The organism is Marmoricola sp. URHB0036 (genome assembly GCF_000426045.1).
In the GTDB taxonomy this organism is placed as follows: Bacteria; Actinomycetota; Actinomycetes; order Propionibacteriales; family Nocardioidaceae; genus Marmoricola.
The window spans coordinates 13,134-33,936 of sequence record NZ_AUEP01000016.1 but is presented as its reverse complement, the minus strand read 5'-3'; the positions used below and the strand labels follow the sequence as shown (position 1 = coordinate 33,936).

The 20,803-nt window shown below is 69.4% G+C and carries 17 protein-coding genes; 13 read left to right on the top strand and 4 right to left on the bottom strand.

The window, feature by feature from the left end; translation table 11 throughout:
- Positions 1-73: 73 nt before the first annotated feature.
- The 6 genes from H976_RS0117750 (at position 74) to H976_RS29045 (ending at position 5,488) form a co-directional block, all read left to right on the top strand.
- A complete protein-coding gene (locus H976_RS0117750) occupies positions 74-673 on the top strand; it encodes a hypothetical protein (protein ID WP_027862630.1) in 600 nt (199 codons plus the stop codon).
- A gap of 139 nt (positions 674-812) precedes the next feature.
- A complete protein-coding gene (locus tag H976_RS0117745; protein ID WP_155918472.1) occupies positions 813-1,775 on the top strand; it encodes a hypothetical protein in 963 nt (320 codons plus the stop codon).
- Positions 1,776-1,923: 148 nt separating this feature from the next.
- Positions 1,924-2,541, top strand: a complete 618-nt coding sequence (locus H976_RS27090) for a hypothetical protein (RefSeq protein WP_155918468.1) — start codon at positions 1,924-1,926, stop codon at positions 2,539-2,541.
- A gap of 196 nt (positions 2,542-2,737) precedes the next feature.
- Positions 2,738-3,625 (top strand): universal stress protein, encoded by an 888-nt coding sequence (locus H976_RS0117735; RefSeq protein WP_027862628.1) that lies wholly within the window; start codon positions 2,738-2,740, stop codon positions 3,623-3,625.
- A 10-nt stretch (positions 3,626-3,635) separates the two neighbouring features.
- Complete coding sequence (locus H976_RS27085) at positions 3,636-4,526, top strand: universal stress protein (protein ID WP_036227190.1); 891 nt, start codon at positions 3,636-3,638, stop codon at positions 4,524-4,526.
- Entirely contained in the window at positions 4,523-5,488 is a 966-nt protein-coding gene (locus H976_RS29045; protein ID WP_051276986.1) for a universal stress protein, read from the top strand. The genes H976_RS27085 and H976_RS29045 overlap by 4 nt, the downstream gene beginning before the upstream one ends.
- On the opposite strand, the gene H976_RS0117720 is transcribed toward H976_RS29045, so the two are convergent.
- The 4 genes from H976_RS0117720 to H976_RS0117705 all read right to left on the bottom strand — a co-directional run bounded on the left by H976_RS0117720 (position 5,450) and on the right by H976_RS0117705 (position 11,659).
- Complete coding sequence (locus tag H976_RS0117720) at positions 5,450-6,538, bottom strand: acetate/propionate family kinase (protein WP_027862626.1); 1,089 nt, start codon at positions 6,536-6,538, stop codon at positions 5,450-5,452. The genes H976_RS29045 and H976_RS0117720 overlap by 39 nt on opposite strands.
- A 2-nt stretch (positions 6,539-6,540) precedes the next feature.
- Positions 6,541-8,991 carry a phosphoketolase gene (locus H976_RS0117715; RefSeq protein ID WP_051276985.1) on the bottom strand — a complete coding sequence of 817 codons (2,451 nt, stop codon included), beginning with the start codon at positions 8,989-8,991 and terminating at the stop codon, positions 6,541-6,543.
- Between the two features lie 182 nt (positions 8,992-9,173).
- Entirely contained in the window at positions 9,174-10,868 is a 1,695-nt protein-coding gene (locus tag H976_RS0117710; protein ID WP_036227188.1) for a GAF domain-containing protein, read from the bottom strand.
- Between the two features lie 125 nt (positions 10,869-10,993).
- The gene (locus tag H976_RS0117705; protein ID WP_051276984.1) at positions 10,994-11,659 is read right to left on the bottom strand and encodes a response regulator transcription factor; all 666 of its coding nucleotides are present in this window, start codon (positions 11,657-11,659) and stop codon (positions 10,994-10,996) included.
- Between the two features lie 153 nt (positions 11,660-11,812).
- On the opposite strand from H976_RS0117705, the gene H976_RS0117700 reads away from it, so the two are divergent.
- The 7 genes from H976_RS0117700 (at position 11,813) to ppk2 (ending at position 20,794) form a co-directional block, all read left to right on the top strand.
- Positions 11,813-12,385: a CBS domain-containing protein gene (locus H976_RS0117700; RefSeq protein WP_196804136.1), complete on the top strand. Its 573-nt coding sequence runs from the start codon at positions 11,813-11,815 to the stop codon at positions 12,383-12,385.
- A gap of 3 nt (positions 12,386-12,388) precedes the next feature.
- A complete protein-coding gene (locus H976_RS27080; RefSeq protein WP_051276983.1) occupies positions 12,389-12,874 on the top strand; it encodes a hypothetical protein in 486 nt (161 codons plus the stop codon).
- The gene (locus H976_RS0117690; RefSeq protein ID WP_051276982.1) at positions 12,855-13,829 is read left to right on the top strand and encodes a hypothetical protein; all 975 of its coding nucleotides are present in this window, start codon (positions 12,855-12,857) and stop codon (positions 13,827-13,829) included. The genes H976_RS27080 and H976_RS0117690 overlap by 20 nt, the downstream gene beginning before the upstream one ends.
- A gap of 129 nt (positions 13,830-13,958) precedes the next feature.
- Positions 13,959-15,398 (top strand): cytochrome ubiquinol oxidase subunit I, encoded by a 1,440-nt coding sequence (locus tag H976_RS0117685; RefSeq protein WP_027862620.1) that lies wholly within the window; start codon positions 13,959-13,961, stop codon positions 15,396-15,398.
- Between the two features lie 16 nt (positions 15,399-15,414).
- A complete protein-coding gene (gene cydB / locus H976_RS0117680) occupies positions 15,415-16,434 on the top strand; it encodes a cytochrome d ubiquinol oxidase subunit II (RefSeq protein ID WP_027862619.1) in 1,020 nt (339 codons plus the stop codon).
- Positions 16,431-19,739: a thiol reductant ABC exporter subunit CydD gene (gene cydD, locus H976_RS27075; protein ID WP_051276981.1), complete on the top strand. Its 3,309-nt coding sequence runs from the start codon at positions 16,431-16,433 to the stop codon at positions 19,737-19,739. Before cydB ends, cydD begins: the two co-directional genes overlap by 4 nt.
- A 119-nt stretch (positions 19,740-19,858) precedes the next feature.
- Entirely contained in the window at positions 19,859-20,794 is a 936-nt protein-coding gene (gene ppk2 / locus H976_RS0117670) for a polyphosphate kinase 2 (RefSeq protein ID WP_027862618.1), read from the top strand.
- The last annotated feature ends 9 nt before the right edge of the window (positions 20,795-20,803 follow it).

Below are 20,803 nucleotides of genomic sequence, written 5' to 3'. Positions count from 1 at the left end.
GTCGAGCTCTCCCCTTTCTAGGGTCAGCAGCACCGCGGAGACAGCAGTTCACCGCCACGACCCTGGAGAACTCATGCGATCAGCATTCGACAAGCTCATCTCAGCGACGGGACTGGTCCTCGTCGGGGTCCTGCTCGTCGCCGGCGGCCTGCTCCTGTGGGCACACAACTTCATCGGCGACCAGGTGAACAACCAGCTCACGATGCAGGGCATCACGATGCCCGAGGGCGAGGCGCTCAGCGGCCTTCCGAAGGCCGATGCCGCAGCCCTCAAGCAGTACGGCGGCAGCGCGTTGGACACCGGCCCCGAGGCCAAGGCGTTCGCGGACCACTACATCCTCGCCCACATGAACGAGGCGTCCCAGGGCCAGACCTACGAGCAGGTCAGCGGGAAGTTCATCGCACTCAGCGACGCCCAGAAGGCCAGTCCTGATGGTCAGGCTCTGGGTCAGCTGCGCCAGACGCTCTTCATGGGCGACACCCTGCGAGGCCTGCTCCTCTACGGCTACGCCTTCGCCACCATCGGGACCATCGCCGGCTTCGCCGCCATCGCCGCCTTCGCCGGTGCGGCGGTCCTGCTCCTGCTCGCCGGGCTCGGCCTGTGGCACGCTCGCCGCGCTGAGGAGTCCTCCCCCATGCCCGTGGCCGAGGAGAAGGTGCCCCAACCCGTCTGAGTGCAGAGATTCGTGCGAAGGTCTCCCAGGGCGCCACGGCCCCGGGAGACTTTCCCATGTCTGTGCCGGGACCTGGGTCCACACGTGACGGGTCTGCGGTCTCTGTCAGCGCCCACCGTGTGCACGTCACCATCAGACCATGACTGCCCCGACCATGAAGGTGACCCGCGAGCTCGTCCGGATGGCCTGTCGCGCACCGAGCATCCACAACACCCAACCGTGGGCGTGGCGCCTGACCGCCGCGGACACCGTCGAGCTGTACGCCGACCGCGGGCGCCAGCTCGACCAGATCGACCCCGAGGGCCGCGCGCTCACGATCAGCTGTGGCGCCGCGCTGCATCACCTGGTCGTGGCCGCCGAGGGGTTCGGGCTCGTGGCCGGGACGCACCTGCGACCCGATCCCGACAACGCTGACTTCCTGGCACGCATCCACCTCGAACCCGGTGAGACCACCGACGCATCGGTGCAGACGATGGCCGCACTGGAGAACCGGATGACCGACCGTCGCGGATTCACCGACTGGGAGGTCCCGGGCACGCGTCTGCACCACCTGGCCGACGCGGCAACCGGCTGGGGCGCCCACGCGCTGCCCGTCACCGACCCAGGACTCGCGGTGCGGGTCGGGACGCTCGTCGAGGAGGCCGGGCGCGAAGAGCGCGAGAACACCGACATCGCCACGGAGCAGGAGGACTGGATCGCACACAGCCCGGTGGACGGCGTCCCCGTCAGCAACGCTTCGCCTCGCCCCAGCGGCGGTGTCGAGCGTTCGCCGGACCGTTTCAACCCCGGTGCCTCCTCAGCACGGACGGGATCGAGCGACGCCTTGCTGCTCCTGTTCACCTCGGCTGACGACCAGTCGGCCTGGCTCGCCACTGGCCAGGCGCTGAGCGCCATCTGGATCCTCGCTGCGCAGGGTGGCCTGTCCCTGACGCCGGAGACCCAGGTGATCGAGGTCGCGCGCACCCGGCAGCAGCTGCGCCACAGCCTGCTCGACGACCTCGGGCATCCGCAGGTCCTGGTCCACGTCGGATGGCAGGAGAGCTCGCGTCCACCGCAGGTCCCCACGCCTCGCCGAGATCTCGAGGACGTGCTGCTCCCCTGACCCGGGGCTGCCGGTCGGTTCCCTCCCCCGCACGACCGGGACCTAGTCCCCCGACATCAGTGACCATCGGCTCTGCCACCCGTCCCCGTCGCGCGAAAGCCTGAGGTCACAAGGTCAACTGTCTGATCAACCGAAGGAGGCGGACGTCATGCCCGTCGGTCACAGCCCCATGGATCACCTGGACGTGCCGCACCCGCACCACGCGGCCCACACCACGACGGATGCCGAGAACACGGGCACCGCCCCCCTGACCACTGCGGCACGCCGCGTACTGGCGGTCCTGCGCATCGCCTTCGGATTCACGTTCCTGTGGGCGTTCTTCGACAAGCTCCTGGCCCTCGGGTTCGCCACCGGACGCGCGCCGAACGGGACCGTCGATCGCTTCGGCGACGCGGCCTGGATCCATGGCGGCAGCCCCACCAAGGGCTTCCTGGCCTTCGGTGCCGATGGTCCGTTCACGGACTTCTACCACTCGATTGCGGGAGCAGCCTGGGCCGACTGGGCGTTCATGCTCGGTCTGCTCGGTATCGGAACTGCACTCACCTTCGGGGTGGGCATGCGGTTCGCGGCGGTCGCCGGTGGACTGCTCTACGTGCTGATGTGGAGTGTGGTCCTGCCGCCGGCCAACAACCCGATCATCGACGAGCACGTCCTCGGCGCCATCACGGTCGTCGCCCTGGCGCTGACCAACGCCGGCGACACCTGGGGCCTGGGCCGCTGGTGGACCAGGACCGAGGCCGTGGAACGCTTCCCCGCCCTCCGGTAGGACCCCCGGGCGAAGGCCGGTCATCGCAGCTGCGGTGACCGGCCTTCTGCATGTGCGGGGCGACTCCAGGCGTCCCGAGAGGTCAGGGTCGGAGGTCCCGAGACCCGGGACGTTGAGCCCTGCCGAGGACAGCTGGTCCCCGAGCAAGGTGGAGGCAGCGACCGAGTCGCGCCCGATCTCGAAGCCAGGAGGAGTCATGCACAGCAAACCCGGAAGCATCGTCGTCGGTGTCGACGGCTCCCCCCACTCGATGCGTGCCCTCCACTGGGCCATCGGGCAGGCGGTGGCCGAGCACCGCCCCCTGACGCTGGTCCACACCGTCAACTCGGTCACCCCGGCGTTCCTGGATGCCGCCATCGTCGACTCCCGGGACTCGCGCTCGATCCTGGACGCCGCGGGACACGAGGTGCTCAGCGAGGCTCGCGCCAAGGTCGAGGCAACAGCCCCTGACCTCGAGGTCCACGAGGTCTTCGACCTCGTCGACCCCCGAGAGGCGCTGCTGCAGCTCTCCGAGCACGCCGCCATGCTCGTCGTCGGATCGCGCGGTCGCGGACAGCTGCGCAGCCTGCTCCTGGGCTCGGCGAGTGTCTTCCTCGTGCGGCACGCGCATTGCCCCGTCGTGGTGGTGCGCCCGACGAACGCCGGCAAGGTCCGCAACGGGATCCTGGTCGGCGTGGACGCCTCCGCCGGGTCGCAGCCCGTGCTCGAGCTCGCGTTCCGCCAGGCCTCGCTGCACGGCCTGCCGCTCACCATCCTCGACTGCGTGTGGGACATCCACGCCGGGACCATGGGTGCCTACGTGGTGTCCGACAGCCCCGCCGACCTCCAGGACGAGCGCATCGCCCTCTCCGAGGCCGTGGCCGGCATGACCGAGAAGTACCCCGACGTACACGTCACCACCACGATGGCCCGCGGGATCCCCCAGGAGGCTCTCGTCCGGCTCGGTGAACGGATGAACCTGATCGTCGTCGGGGCCCACCAGGACAGCCGCCTCGCCCAAGCCTTCTACGGCTCGGTCTCGGTGGCGGTGGTCGAGAACGCCGGTGTCCCGGTCGCCGTCGTCCCCGTTGCCAGAACTCACTGAGGAGATCGCCATGACGAACAACCAGCACACCGCGCCCGTGGCGGTGGGGGTCGATGAGACCCCGGCCGCGCAGAAGGGCGTGCAGTACGCCGCACTCGAGGCTCGGAGGATCAGCACGCGGCTCTCGGTCCTGCACGTGACGCCGGGCTACACCCCGGCAGCCGGCCTCCCAGCCGTGCCGGAAGATGTCCTGCGGTCCTACGGCTTCCAGCTGCTCGAACACGCCCGCAAGCATGCCCAGACCGTGGTTCCCGAGCTGGAGGTCGAGACGAACCTGGTCACCGGCAACACCAGCGTGCAAGCCCTCGCCGGAAGCTCCGACGAGGCGAGCCTCCTGGTTCTCGGCGCCGAGCGGCGATCTTTCGCCGGCCGCGTCTGGACCGGTGACATCGTGGCGGGGGTCGCGGCCCGAGCAGCGTGCCCGGTGGTCGTGGTCGCACCCGAGTGGGAGCCGACGCACGAGCACGGCCGCATCGTCGTGGGGGTGAAGGACCCGGAGCACGCAGGCGACCTCGTCGGCGCCGGTTTGGCCCTGGCGGACGAGCTGGGCGCGGAACTCGTCGTGCTGCACGCCTGGAAGGCGCCATCGGGCTACGACGACATCATCGTCAACCGCACGGAAGGCGACGAGTACGCCCGCAGACAGCGAGACCTGCTGGACGGACTCGTGCAGGCAGGTCGCGACGAGCACCCGGACGTCAAGGTGCGAACCGAGGTCGTGCACGCCCAGGCCGCACACGCGCTCGTGAACGCCTCCGCCGACGCGGACCGGCTCCTCATCTCCCGTCCGCGGCACGGCCTCGCGCTCCATCACCTCGGCAACGTCGCGCGCGCCCTCCTCAACGAGGCGCGTTGCCCACTCGAGGTGCACCCCGCGGGCGAGACGGCCCCGAGGCCGTGACCCCCCAGGGCGAGCAACACGTCGAACCCGCGACCATCGTTGTCGGGATCGACGGCTCGCCCGCCTCGCGGAACGCGCTGGACTGGGCGTTGGAGCAGGCCGGGATCGAGGGCCGCTCCCTCACGCTGCTCCACGCGATCCACCCGCTCACACGGGCGTGGCAGGAGCCGGGAGCACCTGATCCGAGCACCGCCCACCGGCGAGCCTTGCTGCGCAAGGGCACCGAGCTGCTCGAGCACGTCCTCCAGGAGTCGAACGTCGCGCACTCGGGCGTGCCCATCCACCACCTGGTCCGCATCGGTGATCCCAGTGTCGTGTTGCCTGAGGTGTCGGTCATTGCCGAGCTCGTGGTCGTGGGTTCGCGAGGCCGAGGCCCCATACGCACTCTCCTCCTCGGATCGACGGCAGTGGCCTTGGTCCGGCATGCTCGCTGCCCCGTGGTCGTTCATCGGGCAGACCCCGTCCCGTTGCCGCGCCACGGCATCGCGGTCGGTGTGGACGACAGCCACGAGGCCGGGCAGGTGCTCGACTTCGCCTTCGCCCAGGCACAGCTGCACGGCGAGCCGCTGAATGTCGTGCATGCCCAGCACTTCCGACCGACGTCTCCGACCGATGATCCGTACGCCGAGCCGAGCTGGGCCGACGGGGACCACCTCGACGTGCCGGCAGCCATCCAGGACCGGCGGCGACGGTACCCCGACGTCGTCGTGAGCAGCGTCATCCGGCACGGCACACCCGGTGGACTGCTGGTCGACCTCGCCGATGAGGTACGACTCCTCGTGGTCGGGATCCACCGTCGCGGACGCGCGGCCGAGCTCACCTTCGGCGCAACAGCGGTCTGGTTGGTGGAGCACGCATCCTGCCCGGTGGCTGCCGTGCCTCTGTCGACGGTCCCCGAGACCGAGCCGGCGCGCACCACGGACTCAGGTGAGCAGACGGCGAGTCTCGCGCGCGATCTCTGACTCCTCCGACGCGGCGACGACCACGGTGCGCACCCTTGCTCCGTCCGCGCTGACGTCGGTGTCGGGGCGGCCTGCTGCGTTCGCCTGGTCGTCGAGGGCCACGCCGAGCCACCCGAGCCCGTCGGCAGCCGCCGCGCGCACTTCTGCTGAGTTCTCCCCGATCCCGCCCGTCATCACCAGCACGTCGATGCCTCCGGCACTCGCGGCCATTCCCCCGATCTCGCGACAGAGTCGGTGCACGAAGACGTCGAAGGCCAGGGCAGCGTCCTTGTCACCGGCTGCGCGACCGTGCAGCACCTCGCGCAGGTCGTCGGTGCCCGAGAGGCCCCTCAGCCCGGCCCGGTGCTCGAGCACCTCCCCCAGCTCCTCGCGCGAGACGCGGCCCTCCGCCAGCAACCACAGCAGCAGGCCGGGGTCCACCGAGCCGGACCTCGTCGCCATCACCAGTCCTTCGACGGGAGTGAAGCCCATGCTGGTGTCGACCGAGCGCCCACCCAGGACAGCGGTGACCGAGGCCCCGGCTCCGAGATGGCAGGACACGACACGAAGATCGGCCAGCTCCCGGTCGAGAATCTCCGCCGCCCGGCGTACGGCGTAGGCGTGGCTCAGGCCGTGGAAGCCGTAGCGTCGCAGCTGCCAGCGCTCGTTCCATTCGCGCGGCAGCGCGTAGGTGTGCGCCGCCGGAGGCAGGTCGGTGTGGAAGCTGGTGTCGAAGCAGGCGACCTCGGGCAGGTCCGCCCTGAGCGCGCGTACGGCGCGGATCCCGGCCACCGCGCGTGGGTTGTGCAGCGGAGCCAGCTCGGCGATGGCGAGGAGATAGTCAAGGAGTTCGTCGTCCACGACCACCGACTCGGTGTGGCGCGGGCCGCCATGGACCACGCGGTGCCCGACGGCGTCGACCGTCCCGGCCTCCGCGATGAACTCCCGCAGCGGCTCCAGGTGCTCCTCGCCCTCCCACGCCTCGACGGTGGTCGCGAGAACCGTGCGTTCGTGGTCGACAACGGCCAGCTTCAGGCTGCTGGAGCCGGCGTTGACCACGAGGACGCGCACGGCTAGGCCTCGGGAGTGGTGCGAGCCGGCTCCTCGGTGACCACGGTCGGGCCAGCTGCCGGCGTCCACTGCCAGTCCCGGATCTCCGGCAGGTCCTCTCCGTGTGCCCGCACGTAGATCCGGTGCTCGATCAGCTTGTTCTTCAGCGCCTCGCGAGCCGATCCCGAGGTGGCCTGGAGCCGCTCCACCCGGTCGATCACGTCCATGGCCAGGTTGAACCGATCGATCTGGTTCATCACGCACATGTCGAAGGGTGTGGTCGTGGTGCCTTCCTCCTTGTAGCCGCGCACGTGCACGTTCTCGTGATTGGTACGCCGGTAGGTCAGTCGATGGATCAGCGTCGGATAGCCGTGGTAGGCGAAGATCACGGGCCTGTCGCGGGTGAACAGCGCGTCGAAGTCGGACCGGGACAGGCCGTGCGGATGCTCACGGTCGTCCTGCAGGCGCATCAGGTCAACGACGTTGACAACGCGGATCTTCAGGTCCGGAAAGAATCCTCGCAGGAGGTCGACGGCCGCGAGGGTCTCCTGGGTCGGTACGTCGCCGGCACAGGCCATCACCACGTCCGGCTCCGCGCCGTCGTCGGTGCTGGCCCAGTCCCAGATGCCGATGCCCTTCGTGGTGTGCACGATCGCCTCGTCCATCGTGAGGTACTGGATGGCGGGCTGCTTGCCGGCCACCACGACGTTGACGTACTGGCGGCTGCGCAGGCAGTGGTCGGCCACCGACAACAAGGTGTTGGCGTCCGGCGGCAGGTACACGCGCACCACCTCGGCCTTCTTGTTGATGACGTGGTCGATGAAGCCGGGGTCCTGGTGGGAGAAGCCGTTGTGGTCCTGCCGCCAGACGTGAGAGGTCAGCAGGTAGTTCAGCGACGCGATCGGACGGCGCCACGGGATGTCGTCGGTGACCTTCAGCCACTTCGCGTGCTGGTTGAACATCGAGTCGACGAGGTGGATGAACGCCTCGTAGCAGGAGAACAGCCCGTGGCGCCCGGTCAGCAGGTAGCCCTCGAGCCAGCCCTCACAGGTGTGCTCGGAGAGGATCTCCATCACCCGACCATCGACGGCGAGGTGGTCGTCGTACGACAGGGTCTCGGCGTTCCAGGCGCGGTCGGTGACCTCCAGCACGTCCTGGAGCCGGTTGGAGTTGTTCTCGTCCGGCGAGAACATCCGAAAGTTGTCCATGTTGCGCGCCATCACGTCGCGCAGGAAGCGCCCCAGCACCCGGGTCGCCTCGACAGCGCCCGTGCCGGGGTGGGCCACCTCGACGGCGTACTCGCGGAAGTCGGGCATCTTCAGGTCGCGGAGCAGTACGCCGCCGTTGGCGTGCGGGCTGGCACTCATCCGACGCTCCCCGACGGGATGCAGGTCGGCGATCTCCGCCACGGGTCCCCCGTCTGCATCGAAGAGCTCGTCGGGGCGGTAGCTGCGCATCCACTCCTCCAGCACCGCACGGTGCGAGGCGTCTCCGCGTGCGTTGGCGAACGGGACCTGGTGGGAGCGCCAGTAGCCCTCGACGCGCTGTCCGTCGACCTCCTTCGGACCGGTCCATCCCTTCGGCGAGCGCAGCACGATCATCGGCCACGATCGGCGTACGACGGGTTGCTTCCTCGAGGTCCGTGCCTCGTCCTGGATCTCCCTGATCTGGTCGAGGCAGTGGTCCAGCGTCGCCGCGAACGCCTGGTGCATCTCCGTGGGATCGGAGCCCTCGACGACGTACGGCGCATGGCCGTACCCGCGCAAGAGGCTCTCCAGCTCCTCAGCGGGGATGCGCGCGAGGATGGTCGGGTTGGCGATCTTGTAGCCGTTGAGGTGCAGGATCGGCAGCACCGCCCCGTCGCGACGCGGGTCGACGAACTTGGTGGAGTGCCAGCTCGTCGCGAGCGGACCCGTCTCGGCCTCTCCGTCACCGACGATCGCGGCCACCACGAGACCGGGGTTGTCGAAGGCTGCGCCGTACGCGTGGGACAGCGAGTAGCCGAGCTCCCCACCTTCGTGGATCGAGCCGGGTGTCTCCGGTGCGACGTGGCTCGGGATGCCGCCGGGGAAGCTGAACTGGCGGAACAGCTTGCGCATGCCCTCGGCGTCGTTGCTCATGTCTGGGTAGACCTCGCCGTAGGTCCCCTCCAGCCACGCCGAGGCCACCAGGCCCGGCCCACCGTGTCCCGGCCCGATGACGTACATCATGTCCAGGTCGCGTGCGGTGATGGCCCGGTTGAGGTGGGCGTAGACGAAGTTGAGGCCGGGGGTGGTGCCCCAGTGCCCGAGCAAGCGTGGTTTGACGTGCTCGGGCAGGAGCGGTTCGCGCAGCAGCGGGTTGTCCATCAGGTAGATCTGGCCCACCGAGAGGTAGTTCGCAGCCCTCCACCAGGCGTCGATCCGCCGAAGGTCGGCCGGGCTCAACGGTCGTCCCTTGATCGTGCTCCGAGTCGCGTCGTCTCGCCTGGTCATGTGGTGCCTCCATCGGCCGTCGGTAGAACGAAAGGCCATCACGCCCCATCGTGCTCCCTCAGGGTCTTTGGTCCCATGGTTCCCCGGTCCTTGCGCCCTGACGTGCGGCTCGTCACCGCCGCAGCTTCCTGGTGTACGTCGTGACCGTCGCGGTCTCGGCGGCGTTCTGGTCGTCCTGATCCTCAGCCGAACGGCACCGACCAGGTGACCGTGGTGCCGTCCGGGGACGACACCACCTCACAGGTCCCCCCGAGCCTGGTGGCTCGGTCTCGCACGTTCTTCAGCCCGCTTTCGTGGACGTCGCCGGGCAGCCCGCCCCCGTTGTCACAGACAGTCAGGTCGAGTCGATCACCTGCCCGGACGCGCACATCGATGGTCGTGGCACCGGAATGCCGGATCGCGTTGGAGAGCGTCTCGCCGAGCACGGCGAGCAGGTGGGGCGCCACCTCCTCACTCACCGTCGAGCGCACCGGGCCGTCGATCTCGAGCGTGGGCCGGAACTTCAGGGTGGAGGCGGCCCGCTCGACGAGGTGCGTGATCTCGGTCTGGATGTCCGCGGCCGCCTCGGAGGACCCGAGCGCGAAGATCGAGCGCCTGATGTCCTTGATGGTGGCGTCCAGATCGTCGACCGCGGCCTCGATCCGCTCGTTCACCTGGGGCACGTCGCTGACCCTGCTGATGCTCTGCAGGCTGAGCCCGACCGCGAACAACCGCTGGATCACCAGGTCGTGGAGGTCCCGACCGATCCGGTCGCGGTCCTCGAAGAGCGCCAGCCGCCGCTCGTTCTCCCTGGATCGCACGAGCTGGAGCGCGAGTGCCGCCTGCTCCGCAAAGCTGGCCGGGAGCCGGGGGTCGACGCGGTGGTACTCGTAGGAGTGCTCGGGCGTCCAGCCGAGGGCCAGAGCGCCCACCACCTCGGACGCAGCGCGCAGCGGCACGACGATGGCCGGACCGATCGTGGGCCACCCGGCGATGTGGTCCATCGTCATCGCCCGACGGTCCTGCGTCATGTCGTCGCTCGAGATCGGCTCGCCGGTCACCATCACCTCGCGCGACAGGGACTTGTCCATCGACAGGTCGCGCATGTCCGCCAAGGTGACCGCCGGGCCCGAGAGCGCCCGGAGCTCGACATCGTCGGGCGTCCCAGTGGCCAGCCAGGCCACGTCGGCCCCGGAGACCTGCCGGGCTCGATCCGCCACCACCTGCAAGGCATCCTCGACGACACCCGACCCGGAGAGCAGGCCGCTGATCTCCGCCGTGGCCTCCAGCCACTCCTCACGGCGGCCGGCCTCCTCGTAGAGGCGAGCGTTCTCGATCGCGACGCCGGCCGCAGCAGCGAGCGCCACCACGATCTCTTCGTCCTCCGGGGTGAAGTCGCCACCCGGTTTCTCGGTCAGGTAGAGGTTGCCGAAGACCTGGTCACGGATGCGCACCGGCACCCCGAGGAAGGAGCTCATCGGCGGATGGTGCGGGGGGAACCCGTAGGACTCCGGGTGGGCCGAGATGTCGTGCAGGCGCAACGGCTCGGGCCGGTCGATGAGCAGGCCCAGGATGCCGTGGCCGGTCGGCAGTTCACCGATCTCCTCGACCTGGACCGGAGTCATGCCGTGGTGGACGAACGTCCGCAGACCCTTCCTCGGGCCGGAGTTGAGTACGCCGAGCGCGGCGTACTGCGCCCCGGTGAGGTGTCGCGAGATCTCCACGATGCGGGCCAGCACACCGTCCAGCGTGAGATCGGCCGCCATCGTCACCACCGCATCGAGGAGCAGCCGCAACCGGGCCTGTTCGTCGAGCGCGCCGTTGACACGCGCCAGGACCTCTCGGAGCAGGTCCTCGAAGTCAGCCTCCGCGAGTGTCGTACGGTCCTGCTCCGGCATCGCCGATCTCCTCCGTGGGCGTCGCGTCCCGCACCAGGAACGCGAGGTCCAGACGTTCGGATGATGCCACGCTAGTGCGTCGGAGCGTGCCGCACACTGGCTTGGCCGGCCCGAGCGCGATCGATTCAGTCCTGCGGGTGCTTGAGGGAGAAGATCGCCGCCTGCGTCCGACTGTCCAGACCGAGCTTGGCCAGCATCGAGGACACGTAGTTCTTCACCGTCTTCTCCGCGAGGAACATCGCCTCAGCCATCTGGCGGTTGGTCATGCCTTCTCCGATGAGCTCGAGGATGCGCAGCTCCTGGTCGGTCAGGTGCTCGAGAGCGGGATCGGCCTTCGGCCCCTGCCGCACTCGCTCGAGGACCTGCGCCGTGACGGCGGGGTCCAGCATCGACTGCCCGGCCGCGACCCGGCGTACGGTCTCGACGAAGTCGTTGCCGCCGACCTGCTTGAGGATGTAGCCGGCCGCACCGGCCATGATCGCCGCGAACAGCGCCTCGTCATCGTCGTACGACGTGAGGATGAGTGCCTTGATGTCGGGATTTCGGGATCGGACCTCCCGACAGACGTCGATGCCGGAACCATCTGGGAGACGACCGTCGAGGATGGCGACGTCGGGACGCAGCGGGGGGATTCGACGGATCGCCTCGGCGGCGGATCCTGCCTCACCCACCACCACGATGTCGCCGGCACTCTCGAGGAGGTCCTTGATGCCGCGGCGGACGATCTCGTGGTCGTCGAGCAGGAAGACCCGGATGCGGTCTGGTGCGCTGTCGATGGGCTCGTCTGCCATGGCCTGAATCTAGTCCGTGCACATGGGAGCGTCGAAGGGTCATCGGCCCGAAGAGTTGGGACCTTCTCCCCTGATCTGCACCGCAAGCGCAGGTCAGGCTGGACTCCTTCCTCACGACGAAGGCGGTGGCCGACCATGCTGGTCCAGGAAGTCATGACTCGAGAGCCCACCACGGCAACCGGCGAGACGACCATCAAGCGTGCGGCCGAGATCCTCGCGGAGCTGCACATCTCCTCACTGCCGGTGCTCGACGACCACGGCCGCCTGTGCGGGGTGGTGAGCGAGGCTGACCTGATCCGTGAGGCGTTCGTCCCCGACCCGAGAAGTCACATGTTCGCGGTGGACCACGGAGAGCAATCGGCGCCGAAGACGGTCGAGGACGTGATGACGCCGCACGCCATCACCGTCCACGAGGGCACCGACATCGCTGATGCCGCCGAGCTGATGACCACGACCGGGGTCAAGTGCTTGCCTGTCATCGACGACGACCAAGGTCTCGTCGGGGTGATCAGCCGCAGCGACCTGGTCAAGGTCCGCGCCCGGGCCGACGACGTGATCGAGCGGGAGGTCGGCGCGCGGTTCGCGTCGATGGGATACCGGGACTGGCTCGTGGAGGTCTCCGAGGGAGATGTCGAGATCGAGGGACCGACCACGGTCAACGATCGGTCGATGGCCCAGGTCATCGCCAGCACCATCCCCGGGGTCCTCAAGGTCCGGGTGCGCTGAGCCATGGTCTCGCCCACGTCGACCCGTACCGACCGGATGCCCGCCCGCACCACCGCCCGGCCGCACTGGGGCGGTCCCGTCGTGGGCGGCTTCTACCTGTCGATGGGAGGTGTCCATCTCGGCCTCGTCGCTGCCGACACCGAGACCTATCGACACTTCGCCGATGCCGGGTTGTTCGCGTTCGTCCGTGACGGATGGCAGGCGGTCTTCATGGCCCATCCCACGACCTTTGGGCTCCTGCTCGCGGCAGGCGAGACCGCCCTGGGCATCCTGCTCCTGCTCGGTGGGCGTTGCGCGACGGTCGGATGGGCCGGGGTGATCACCTTCCACCTCCTCCTCATGCTCTTCGGGTTCGGTGTCTGGCTCTGGTGCCTGCCGGCGCTCGCCCTCCTGGTCCACCTGGCCCGACGGGACACCTCGACCAGCTGGTCGGGTTCCGACCCCATCGACGCCTACGAGAGGAGCGGTCATGACCATGCCGACGCGTGAACGACTCGTCCGGATGGTCGAGCTGGCATGTCGAGCACCGAGCGTGCACAACAGCCAACCGTGGCTCTGGCGCATCGCCGGCGAGGCGACCGTGGAGCTGTACGCCGACCGCACTCGTCAGCTCCCGATCGCCGATCCCGAAGGACGCAACCTCGCGATCAGCTGCGGTGCCGCGCTCCAGCACGCACAGGAGGTGGCCAGGGCACTCGGCATGTCGACGAGGGTCGACCTCACGACGTCAGCTCCGGGGCACGACCTGCTTGCGCGGATCCAGCTCGGTCCCGCTCGCGCCCCGGCCGACGCCGCAGAGCGACTCCAGGCCATCGAGCAGCGCTGCACCGACCGACGACGATTCACCTCGTGGCCGGTGCCTGAAGCGCGCTTGACCAAGCTCGCCGAGGCGGCCTCCGGATGGGGCGCCTACGCCATCCCCGTCACCGACGTGACCGCTCGCTTCCGGGCCGAGCTGCTCCTGGAGCGGGCCATGACCGTGCAGGCCGCCGACCCGGGATTGACCGCCGAGCAGGCCAGCTGGGTCGCCCACAGCCGGGTCGACGGTGTCCCCGCCTCCAACGCAGCACCGGCCACCTCCGAGCGTGGCGGTGAACGTCCCAACCGGTTCAGCCACGAGAACACTGACAACCGCGGCTCGCGCGCGTTGGAGGGCTCGGACGGACTGATGGCGATCTGCACGGGTCACGACGACCAGAGCTCCTGGCTCCGAGCCGGGCAGGCCCTCGGCGACCTGTGGCTGCACGCCGCCCGCGACGGCCTGTCGATCGTGCCGCTCAGCCAGGTGATCGAGGTCCCCGAGACCCGCCGTGGCTTGCACGAGGACGTGTTCGCCGGCATGGCACACCCGCAGCTGCTGCTCCGGGTCGGGTGGCAGGAGATCGCCCGCACCACCCTCCCCCGCACACCACGGCGCCAGCTGGAGGACGTCCTGCTGACCTGACACGCGGGCCTGGCGATCCTCGGGCCACAGGACCTTCGTCCCGGCGTTCGATGACCCCGGCCCGTAACCACACCCGCACCTTGCTCCCTAGCGTCACCTCAACGACCGGACCTGCCCCCAGGAGCCCCAGTGGACACTCTCGACATCGCGCGCTGGCAGTTCGCCATCATCACGCTGTACCACTTCCTGTTAGTGCCGATCACGATCGGGCTCTCGGCCATGGTGGCTTCCTACGAGGTGGCCTGGGTGCGCACGGGGAACCAGCAGTGGCTGCGGCTGACGAAGTTCTTCGGCAAGCTGTTCCTGATCAACTTCGCCATCGGCGTGGTCACCGGCATCGTCCAGGAGTTCCAGTTCGGGATGAACTGGAGTGACTACTCGCGGTTCGTGGGCGACATCTTCGGGGCGCCGTTGGCCGTCGAGGGCCTGCTGGCGTTCTTCCTCGAGTCGACGTTCCTGGGCCTGTGGATCTTCGGCTGGGACCGCCTCTCCCCGAAGCTGCACGCGACCTGCATCTGGTTGGTGCACATCGGGACCCTGTTCTCGGCGTACTTCATCCTGGCGGCCAACTCCTGGATGCAGCACCCGGTCGGGTACTCCTACAACCCACGCACCGGTCGTGCGGAGCTCAACGACTTCTTCGCGGTGCTGCTCAACAAGGTGCAGCTCGTCACCTTCCCGCACGTGGTGCTCTCGGCGTACATGACCGGGGCTGCGTTCGTGGTCGGCGTCGCGTTCTGGCAGCTGGTTCGTCGGGCGCGCACGACCGAGGACCACGGCATGTACCGCACGGCCCTGCGCACGGGCGCCGTCGTGGTGCTCGTCTCGGGTCTGGGGGTGGCGTTCACCGGCGACCTCCAGGGCAAGGTGATGACCGAGGTGCAGCCGATGAAGATGGCCGCTGCGGAGGGTCTCTACGACACCGAGAGCTCTGCGGGGTTCTCCCTGCTCACCATCGGGACCCTGGACGGCAGCAAGGAGACCTTCGCCATCAAGATCCCCGGGCTGCTGTCCTTCCTCGCCACGGGCCACACCGACGGCAAGGTGCAGGGCATAAACCAGCTGCGTGCGCAGTACGAGAAGAAGTACGGCCAGGATCCGGGAGCGGCGTACTACTCCCCCCGGGACTACACACCGATCATCGCGCTCACCTACTGGAGCTTCCGACTGATGATCGGTCTGGGCCTGGCTGCCGCCGGCATCGCCGCCTGGATCCTGTGGGCGACGCGCCGAGGCCGGTCCCCCTCGAGCCGGCTGCTGCTCTGGCTGGCGATGGCGTTGCCGTTCCTGCCTCTGTTCGCCAACTCCTTCGGCTGGATCTTCACCGAGATGGGTCGCCAACCGTGGGCCGTGTTCGGCCTGATGACCACGGCTCACGGCGTCTCCCCCACGGTCAGCGTCACCGAGGCGCTGATCTCTCTGATCGTGCTGACCCTGCTGTACGCCGGCCTGGCCGTCGTCGAGGTCCGCCTGATGCTGACCTACATCCGCGCCGGTGCCGACGAGCTGCCGTCGACCGATCACGACGACACCGACGACCCCGACCGGCCGCTGGCCTTCGCCTACTGAACCCGAGGACACCGCCATGGAACTGACCACCATCTGGTTCACCCTGATCGCCGTCCTCTGGATCGGCTACTTCACCCTGGAGGGGTTCGACTTCGGGGTCGGCATGCTGCTGCCCGTGCTGGCCGAGGACGACCGCGAGCGCCGGGTGCTGATCAACACGATCGGGCCCGTCTGGGACGGCAACGAGGTGTGGGTGCTGGTCGCCGGCGGCGCGACCTTCGCAGCGTTCCCGGAGTGGTACGCCACCCTGTTCAGCGGGTTCTACCTTCCCCTGCTGCTGATCCTGGTCGCGCTCATCGTCCGCGGCCTGGCCTTCGAGTACCGGGCCAAGCGTGACGACGACAGGTGGCGGGCCCGCTGGGACCTGGCGATCATCGTCGGGTCCTTCGTCCCCGCGGTGCTCTGGGGCGTCGCCTTCGCCAACATCCTGCGCGGCGTGCCCATCGACCGACACGGAGAGTACGTCGGTGGGTTCTTCAACCTGCTCAACCCCTATTCGCTGCTCGGCGGAGCCACGACGCTGATGCTGTTCCTCACCCACGGCGCGGTCTTCATCTCCCTCAAGACCGACGGCCGGATCCGCCACGCCGCCCGCGCGCTCGGCCTCAAGCTGGGCCTCGCGGGAGCGGTCGTCACGGTGATCTTCCTGGCCTGGACCCAGGCGCGCACGGGTACGCCGGCCTCGGCCGTGGCCTTCGTGCTGGCGGCGGCCGCGCTGGTCGCCGGGCTGGGTGCACTCACGCGGGCCTCCGAGGGGTGGGCCTTCCTGGGCACCTTCGTCGCCATCGCCCTCGGTGTCGCCGGTCTGTTCCCCGCACTGTTCCCGGACGTGATGCCGACGTCGCTCGCCACCGGCCTGAGCCTCACGACGACCAACGCGTCGGCCACGGCGTACACCTTGAAGGTGATGACGATCGTGGCGCTGATCTTCACGCCGGTGGTGCTGGGTTACCAGGCCTGGACGTACTGGGTCTTCAGCAAGCGCATCACGGTCGACCACATCCCGAGCCCGATCGTCCCGGTCTCGACCCGATGAGACCGTCCGACCCACGCGTGCGTCGGTTCCTGGCACCGGCCCGCGCACCGGTCGCGGGCGTGCTGGTGTCGGGCCTCCTGTCCAGTCTCCTGATCGTCGTCCAGGCCTGGGTCGTGACCGGACTCCTGGTCGCGGTCGTCGAGGGTGATCAGGTCGCGTCCTGGGGCTGGGCCGTCGTGGCGACGCTGGCGCTCCGGGCTGGAGTGCAGTGGGTCGGCGACGTCTGTGCGACGCGCGCGGCGGCTCGCGTGGGCAGCCACCTCAGGGCCGTGACGACCAGAGCCGTGATCGAGCAAGGACCCAGCTCCTCGTCGGGGGCGGTCGCGGCGCTGCTCACGCGAGGCGTCAGCTCTGCCGAGCCCTATCTGACCCGCTATCTCCCGGCCCTCGCCCTGGCGTGCGTGCTGCCACCGCTGACCGTGGTCGCGATCGCCACCCAGGACGTCGCGAGCGCCGTGATCGTGCTGGCGACCCTCCCCCTCGTGCCCGTGTTCGGGGCACTGGTCGGTCTGGCCACCCGCGATCGGGCGAACGAGCAGTGGCGAGCGATGGAGTCGCTCTCCGGCCACTTCCTCGACGTCATGCGCGGTCTGCCGACCCTCGTCGCGTTCCGACGGGCCGGCGCCCAGTCAGCGACCATCGCTCGCATCACCGACCGCTATCGGCGAGCCAGCATGCGCACCCTCCGCCTCGCCTTCGCCTCGTCCGCCGTGCTCGAGCTGGTGGCCACCTTGTCGGTCGCGCTGGTGGCCGTCACGGTCGGCGTACGGCTGGCGAGTGGCGGGCTCGACCTGCACACCGCGCTCGTCGTACTCCTCCTCGCGCCGGAGGCGTACTGGCCGCTGCGACGGGTGGGGGCGGAGTTCCACGCCGCCGCAGAGGGGGTGGCCGCCTTCGAGCAGGTCTCCAGCCTGGTCGACTCGACGGCCCCCCATCCGGTTGCCGGAGCGCCGACGAGTGGGGACCTGGTCATCGAGGACCTGAGTCTCCACTACCCCGGCCGGACCACGCCCGCGGTCGAGCACCTGTCGGCACGCATTCCATCGCGTGGAGTCACCCTCGTGACCGGTGCCTCGGGCAGCGGGAAGTCGACCCTGCTCGGCGCCCTCGCCGGCCTGGTAACGGTCCGTGAGGGTCGGGTGACCGTCGGCGGTGCAGCGGCCCTGGGTCCCGCCTGGCAGCGACAGGTGGCCTGGCTGCCGCAGCGACCACTCTTCGTCGCCGGCTCGGTCGCCCAGAACCTCAGGCTGGCCTGTCCCGACGCCACCGCCGACCAGCTGTGGCAGGCACTGCGTGAGGTGGCCCTCGAGGAGAGAGTCCGGACCCTGCCCGGCGCCCTCGACGCCATGGTCGGCGAGGACGGCGGCCGGCTCTCGGCCGGGGAGCGGGCTCGACTCGCCCTGGCTCGGGTGGTGCTGTCCGACCGTCCCTGGGTGCTCATGGACGAACCGACGGCCCACCTCGACGAGCTCACCGAACAGGTCATCGCCGACACCATCGTGGAGCTCGGCCGCCACCGGGGTGTGGTCCTCGTGGCCCACGATCCTGCGATGCTCGAGCTGGCCGACCACCGCTTGCGCCTGGAGACCCCCGCCACGACCTGGGTCGTCAGCGATCGGGGGTCGGCAGGAGCACCGACGCACGACGCCGACGTCGCCGGTGAGGCGGAGGGTGGGGCGGAGGAGGTGCGAGCACGCTTCTGGCCCGCCACCCTCCTCGGATCGCTCGCCTCGGCCTCGGGGGTTGCGCTGACGGCCACCGCGGGGTGGCTCATCGTGCAGGCCTCCACCCAGCCCGCCGTACTCACGCTGCTGGTCGCGATCGTCGCCGTGCGCGCCTTCGGCCTTGCTCGACCCGCGCTGCGCTACGTCGAGCGCCTGACGTCCCACGACGCCGCGCTGCGCCTGTTGGCCCAGAGACGCGTGGCGGCGTACGACGCGCTCGTGCCGCTGGTGCCGGGAGCCCTCGGGAAGCATCGTGGCGACGTGCTGGCCTCCGTGGTGGACGACGTCGACAGTGTGGTCGACGACCAGCTGCGTGTCCGGTTGCCGGTCCGGTCCTTCGGCCTGGTCTGCCTGGCCGCCGCGCTGTTCGCGGCCTGGGCACTGCCCGCTGCTGCGCTGGTCATCGCGGTCGTCAGCGGCAGCTGCGCCGTGGCCGCGTTCCTCCTCGCCCGGACCGGGTCGGCCCACGCCGAGCGGGAGTCGGTCGAGCAGCGCGCACAGCTCTCGGACGCCGTGGTGGACCTCCTCCAGATCCGGACCGAGCTCGTCATGTGGCAACGCGTCGACCGTGCCGTGGCCGTGGTCGAGGCCGCCAGTGAACGACTCGGAGCTGCGGTGCGCCGGACCGGTCGGTGGGTGGCGAGCGCACGTGCCGTGCTGATCCTGGCCACCGGTGGTGCGATGGCGGCCACCGCGGGCGTGGCCAGTGCGGCGGTGCGGGCCGGCGACATCGGTGCACCCATGGCGGCCCTGCTGGTGCTGTTGCCGCTGGCCCTCCTCGACGTAGCCCTCCCGCTCGCCGATGCCGGGTCCTTGTCCTCACGTACCGGGGCTGCGGGCCGCCTGGACGCCCTCGGGCAGATGCGCCCCGCGGTGCAGGACGGTCCCGGTCTCGACGTGCCGGTCTCGAACCAGGTCGAGCTCGAGCACGTGCGGGCCGGCTGGGGCGGCGCGACCGCTCTCGACGACGTCTCGATCTCCCTGGAGCCGGGCGCGCGGACAGCTGTCGTGGGTCGCTCGGGCTCCGGCAAGAGCACCCTCGCCGCGTTGCTGCTGCGCTTCCTCGATCCGGTGTGCGGTCACGTCCGGCTCGGTGGGTCGGACCTGCGTGACCTGCCTCTGGAACAGGTACGACGTGTCGTCGGTCTGGTCGATGACGACCCGCACGTCTTCGCCTCGACGCTGGTCGAGAACGTCCGCCTCGCTCGGCCGCGGGCCACGGACGACGAGGTGGACTCGGCCCTGCGCGACGCCAGGTTGGGCGCCTGGCTCGACGGCCTGCCCGATGGCCTGCACACCTGGCTCGGCGACGGCCACCAGCAGATCTCCGGGGGCGAGCGGGCGCGCCTCGCCCTGGCGAGGTCGCTGCTCGCGGAGCAACCGGTCCTCGTCCTCGACGAACCGACGGCACACCTCGACCACGCGACCGCCACCGAGCTGGCCACCGAGCTCCTCACCGGGCCTCGACGCCACACCATCGTCTGGATCACCCACGACCGGGTCGGTCTCGACCTCGTCGACGACGTGGTGGTGCTCGAGCCGAAGGCCCAGCCGACGCGGGCTCCGGCGCCCGAGCTCTAGCCCGGCCGGGACGAGCGTCCCTCCAGCAAAGGACCTGCGGCCCTGTCCGGGCTTCCCCCCCGGCAGCCACCGTGGTGTCCTCGGCCGCCGATCGTCGCCGAGGACCTGGGAGAGGAACCATGGGGAAGAGCACCGAAGCCGCCATCGACTACACAGCGCTGCACAAGCACGAGCTCGACGAGCTGGTCGACCTGCGTCAGGAGGTCGGCGGCCCGGCCGTGCCCGCGAGCGAGGAGGCGCGGTCCGCGTGGCGCGAGGGCTATCCCTACGACACCAAGATCGGCCGCCGGACCTATGAGCACCACAAGCGCGAGCTCCAGATCGAGCTGCTGAAGCTCCAGGTCTGGATCAAGGACACCGGCCAGAAGGTCGCGATCCTCTTCGAGGGGCGCGACGCTGCCGGCAAGGGCGGCTCGATCAAGCGTTTCACCGAACATGTCAACCCGCGCGGCGCCCGCGTGGTCGCGCTACCGGTGCCGACCGAGGTGGAGAAGAGCCAGTGGTACTTCCAGCGCTACGTCGCCCACCTGCCGAGCGGTGGCGAGATCGTCCTGTTCGACCGCTCCTGGTACAACCGCGTAGGTGTCGAACGCGTCCTGGACTTCTGCACACCCGAGCAGTACCTCGAGTTCATGCGCTCCTGCCCCGAGTTCGAGCGGATGCTCGTGGACTCCGGAACCCACCTGATCAAGCTGTGGTTCTCGGTGAGCCAGGCGGAGCAGGCGGCCAGGTTCGCTGCGCGTTCCATGCACGCCATCAAGCAGTGGAAGCTCTCCCCCACGGACCGGGCGAGCGTGGACAAGTGGGACGCCTACACCGAGGCCAAGGAAGCGATGTTCTTCTACACCGACACACGCCATGCCCCGTGGACGGTGATCAAGAGCAACGACAAGAAGCGCGCACGACTCGAAGCGATCCGTTTCGTGCTCGCCCAGTTCGACTACCCCGAGAAGAACAAGCGGATCGTGGGGCGTCCGGACAAGCTGATCGTGGGCAGGGCCAGGGCACTACACGAGGTCGGTGAGGACTCGACCCGGCTCTTCCCGCGCCTCTAGCGAGAACCG

Excerpts from the sequence above, each read along its gene's own strand:
- H976_RS0117750 (WP_027862630.1), top strand. The coding sequence starts at position 74 with ATGCGATCAGCATTCGACAAGCTCATCTCAGCGACGGGACTGGTCCTC.
- H976_RS0117745 (WP_155918472.1), top strand. The coding sequence starts at position 813 with ATGACTGCCCCGACCATGAAGGTGACCCGCGAGCTCGTCCGGATGGCC.
- H976_RS27090 (WP_155918468.1), top strand. The coding sequence starts at position 1,924 with ATGCCCGTCGGTCACAGCCCCATGGATCACCTGGACGTGCCGCACCCG.
- H976_RS0117735 (WP_027862628.1), top strand. The coding sequence starts at position 2,738 with ATGCACAGCAAACCCGGAAGCATCGTCGTCGGTGTCGACGGCTCCCCC.
- H976_RS27085 (WP_036227190.1), top strand. The coding sequence starts at position 3,636 with ATGACGAACAACCAGCACACCGCGCCCGTGGCGGTGGGGGTCGATGAG.
- H976_RS0117715 (WP_051276985.1), bottom strand. The coding sequence starts at position 8,991 with ATGACCAGGCGAGACGACGCGACTCGGAGCACGATCAAGGGACGACCG.
- H976_RS0117710 (WP_036227188.1), bottom strand. The coding sequence starts at position 10,868 with ATGCCGGAGCAGGACCGTACGACACTCGCGGAGGCTGACTTCGAGGAC.
- H976_RS0117705 (WP_051276984.1), bottom strand. The coding sequence starts at position 11,659 with ATGGCAGACGAGCCCATCGACAGCGCACCAGACCGCATCCGGGTCTTC.
- H976_RS0117700 (WP_196804136.1), top strand. The coding sequence starts at position 11,813 with ATGACTCGAGAGCCCACCACGGCAACCGGCGAGACGACCATCAAGCGT.
- H976_RS27080 (WP_051276983.1), top strand. The coding sequence starts at position 12,389 with ATGGTCTCGCCCACGTCGACCCGTACCGACCGGATGCCCGCCCGCACC.
- H976_RS0117690 (WP_051276982.1), top strand. The coding sequence starts at position 12,855 with ATGACCATGCCGACGCGTGAACGACTCGTCCGGATGGTCGAGCTGGCA.
- cydB (WP_027862619.1), top strand. The coding sequence starts at position 15,415 with ATGGAACTGACCACCATCTGGTTCACCCTGATCGCCGTCCTCTGGATC.
- cydD (WP_051276981.1), top strand. The coding sequence starts at position 16,431 with ATGAGACCGTCCGACCCACGCGTGCGTCGGTTCCTGGCACCGGCCCGC.
- ppk2 (WP_027862618.1), top strand. The coding sequence starts at position 19,859 with ATGGGGAAGAGCACCGAAGCCGCCATCGACTACACAGCGCTGCACAAG.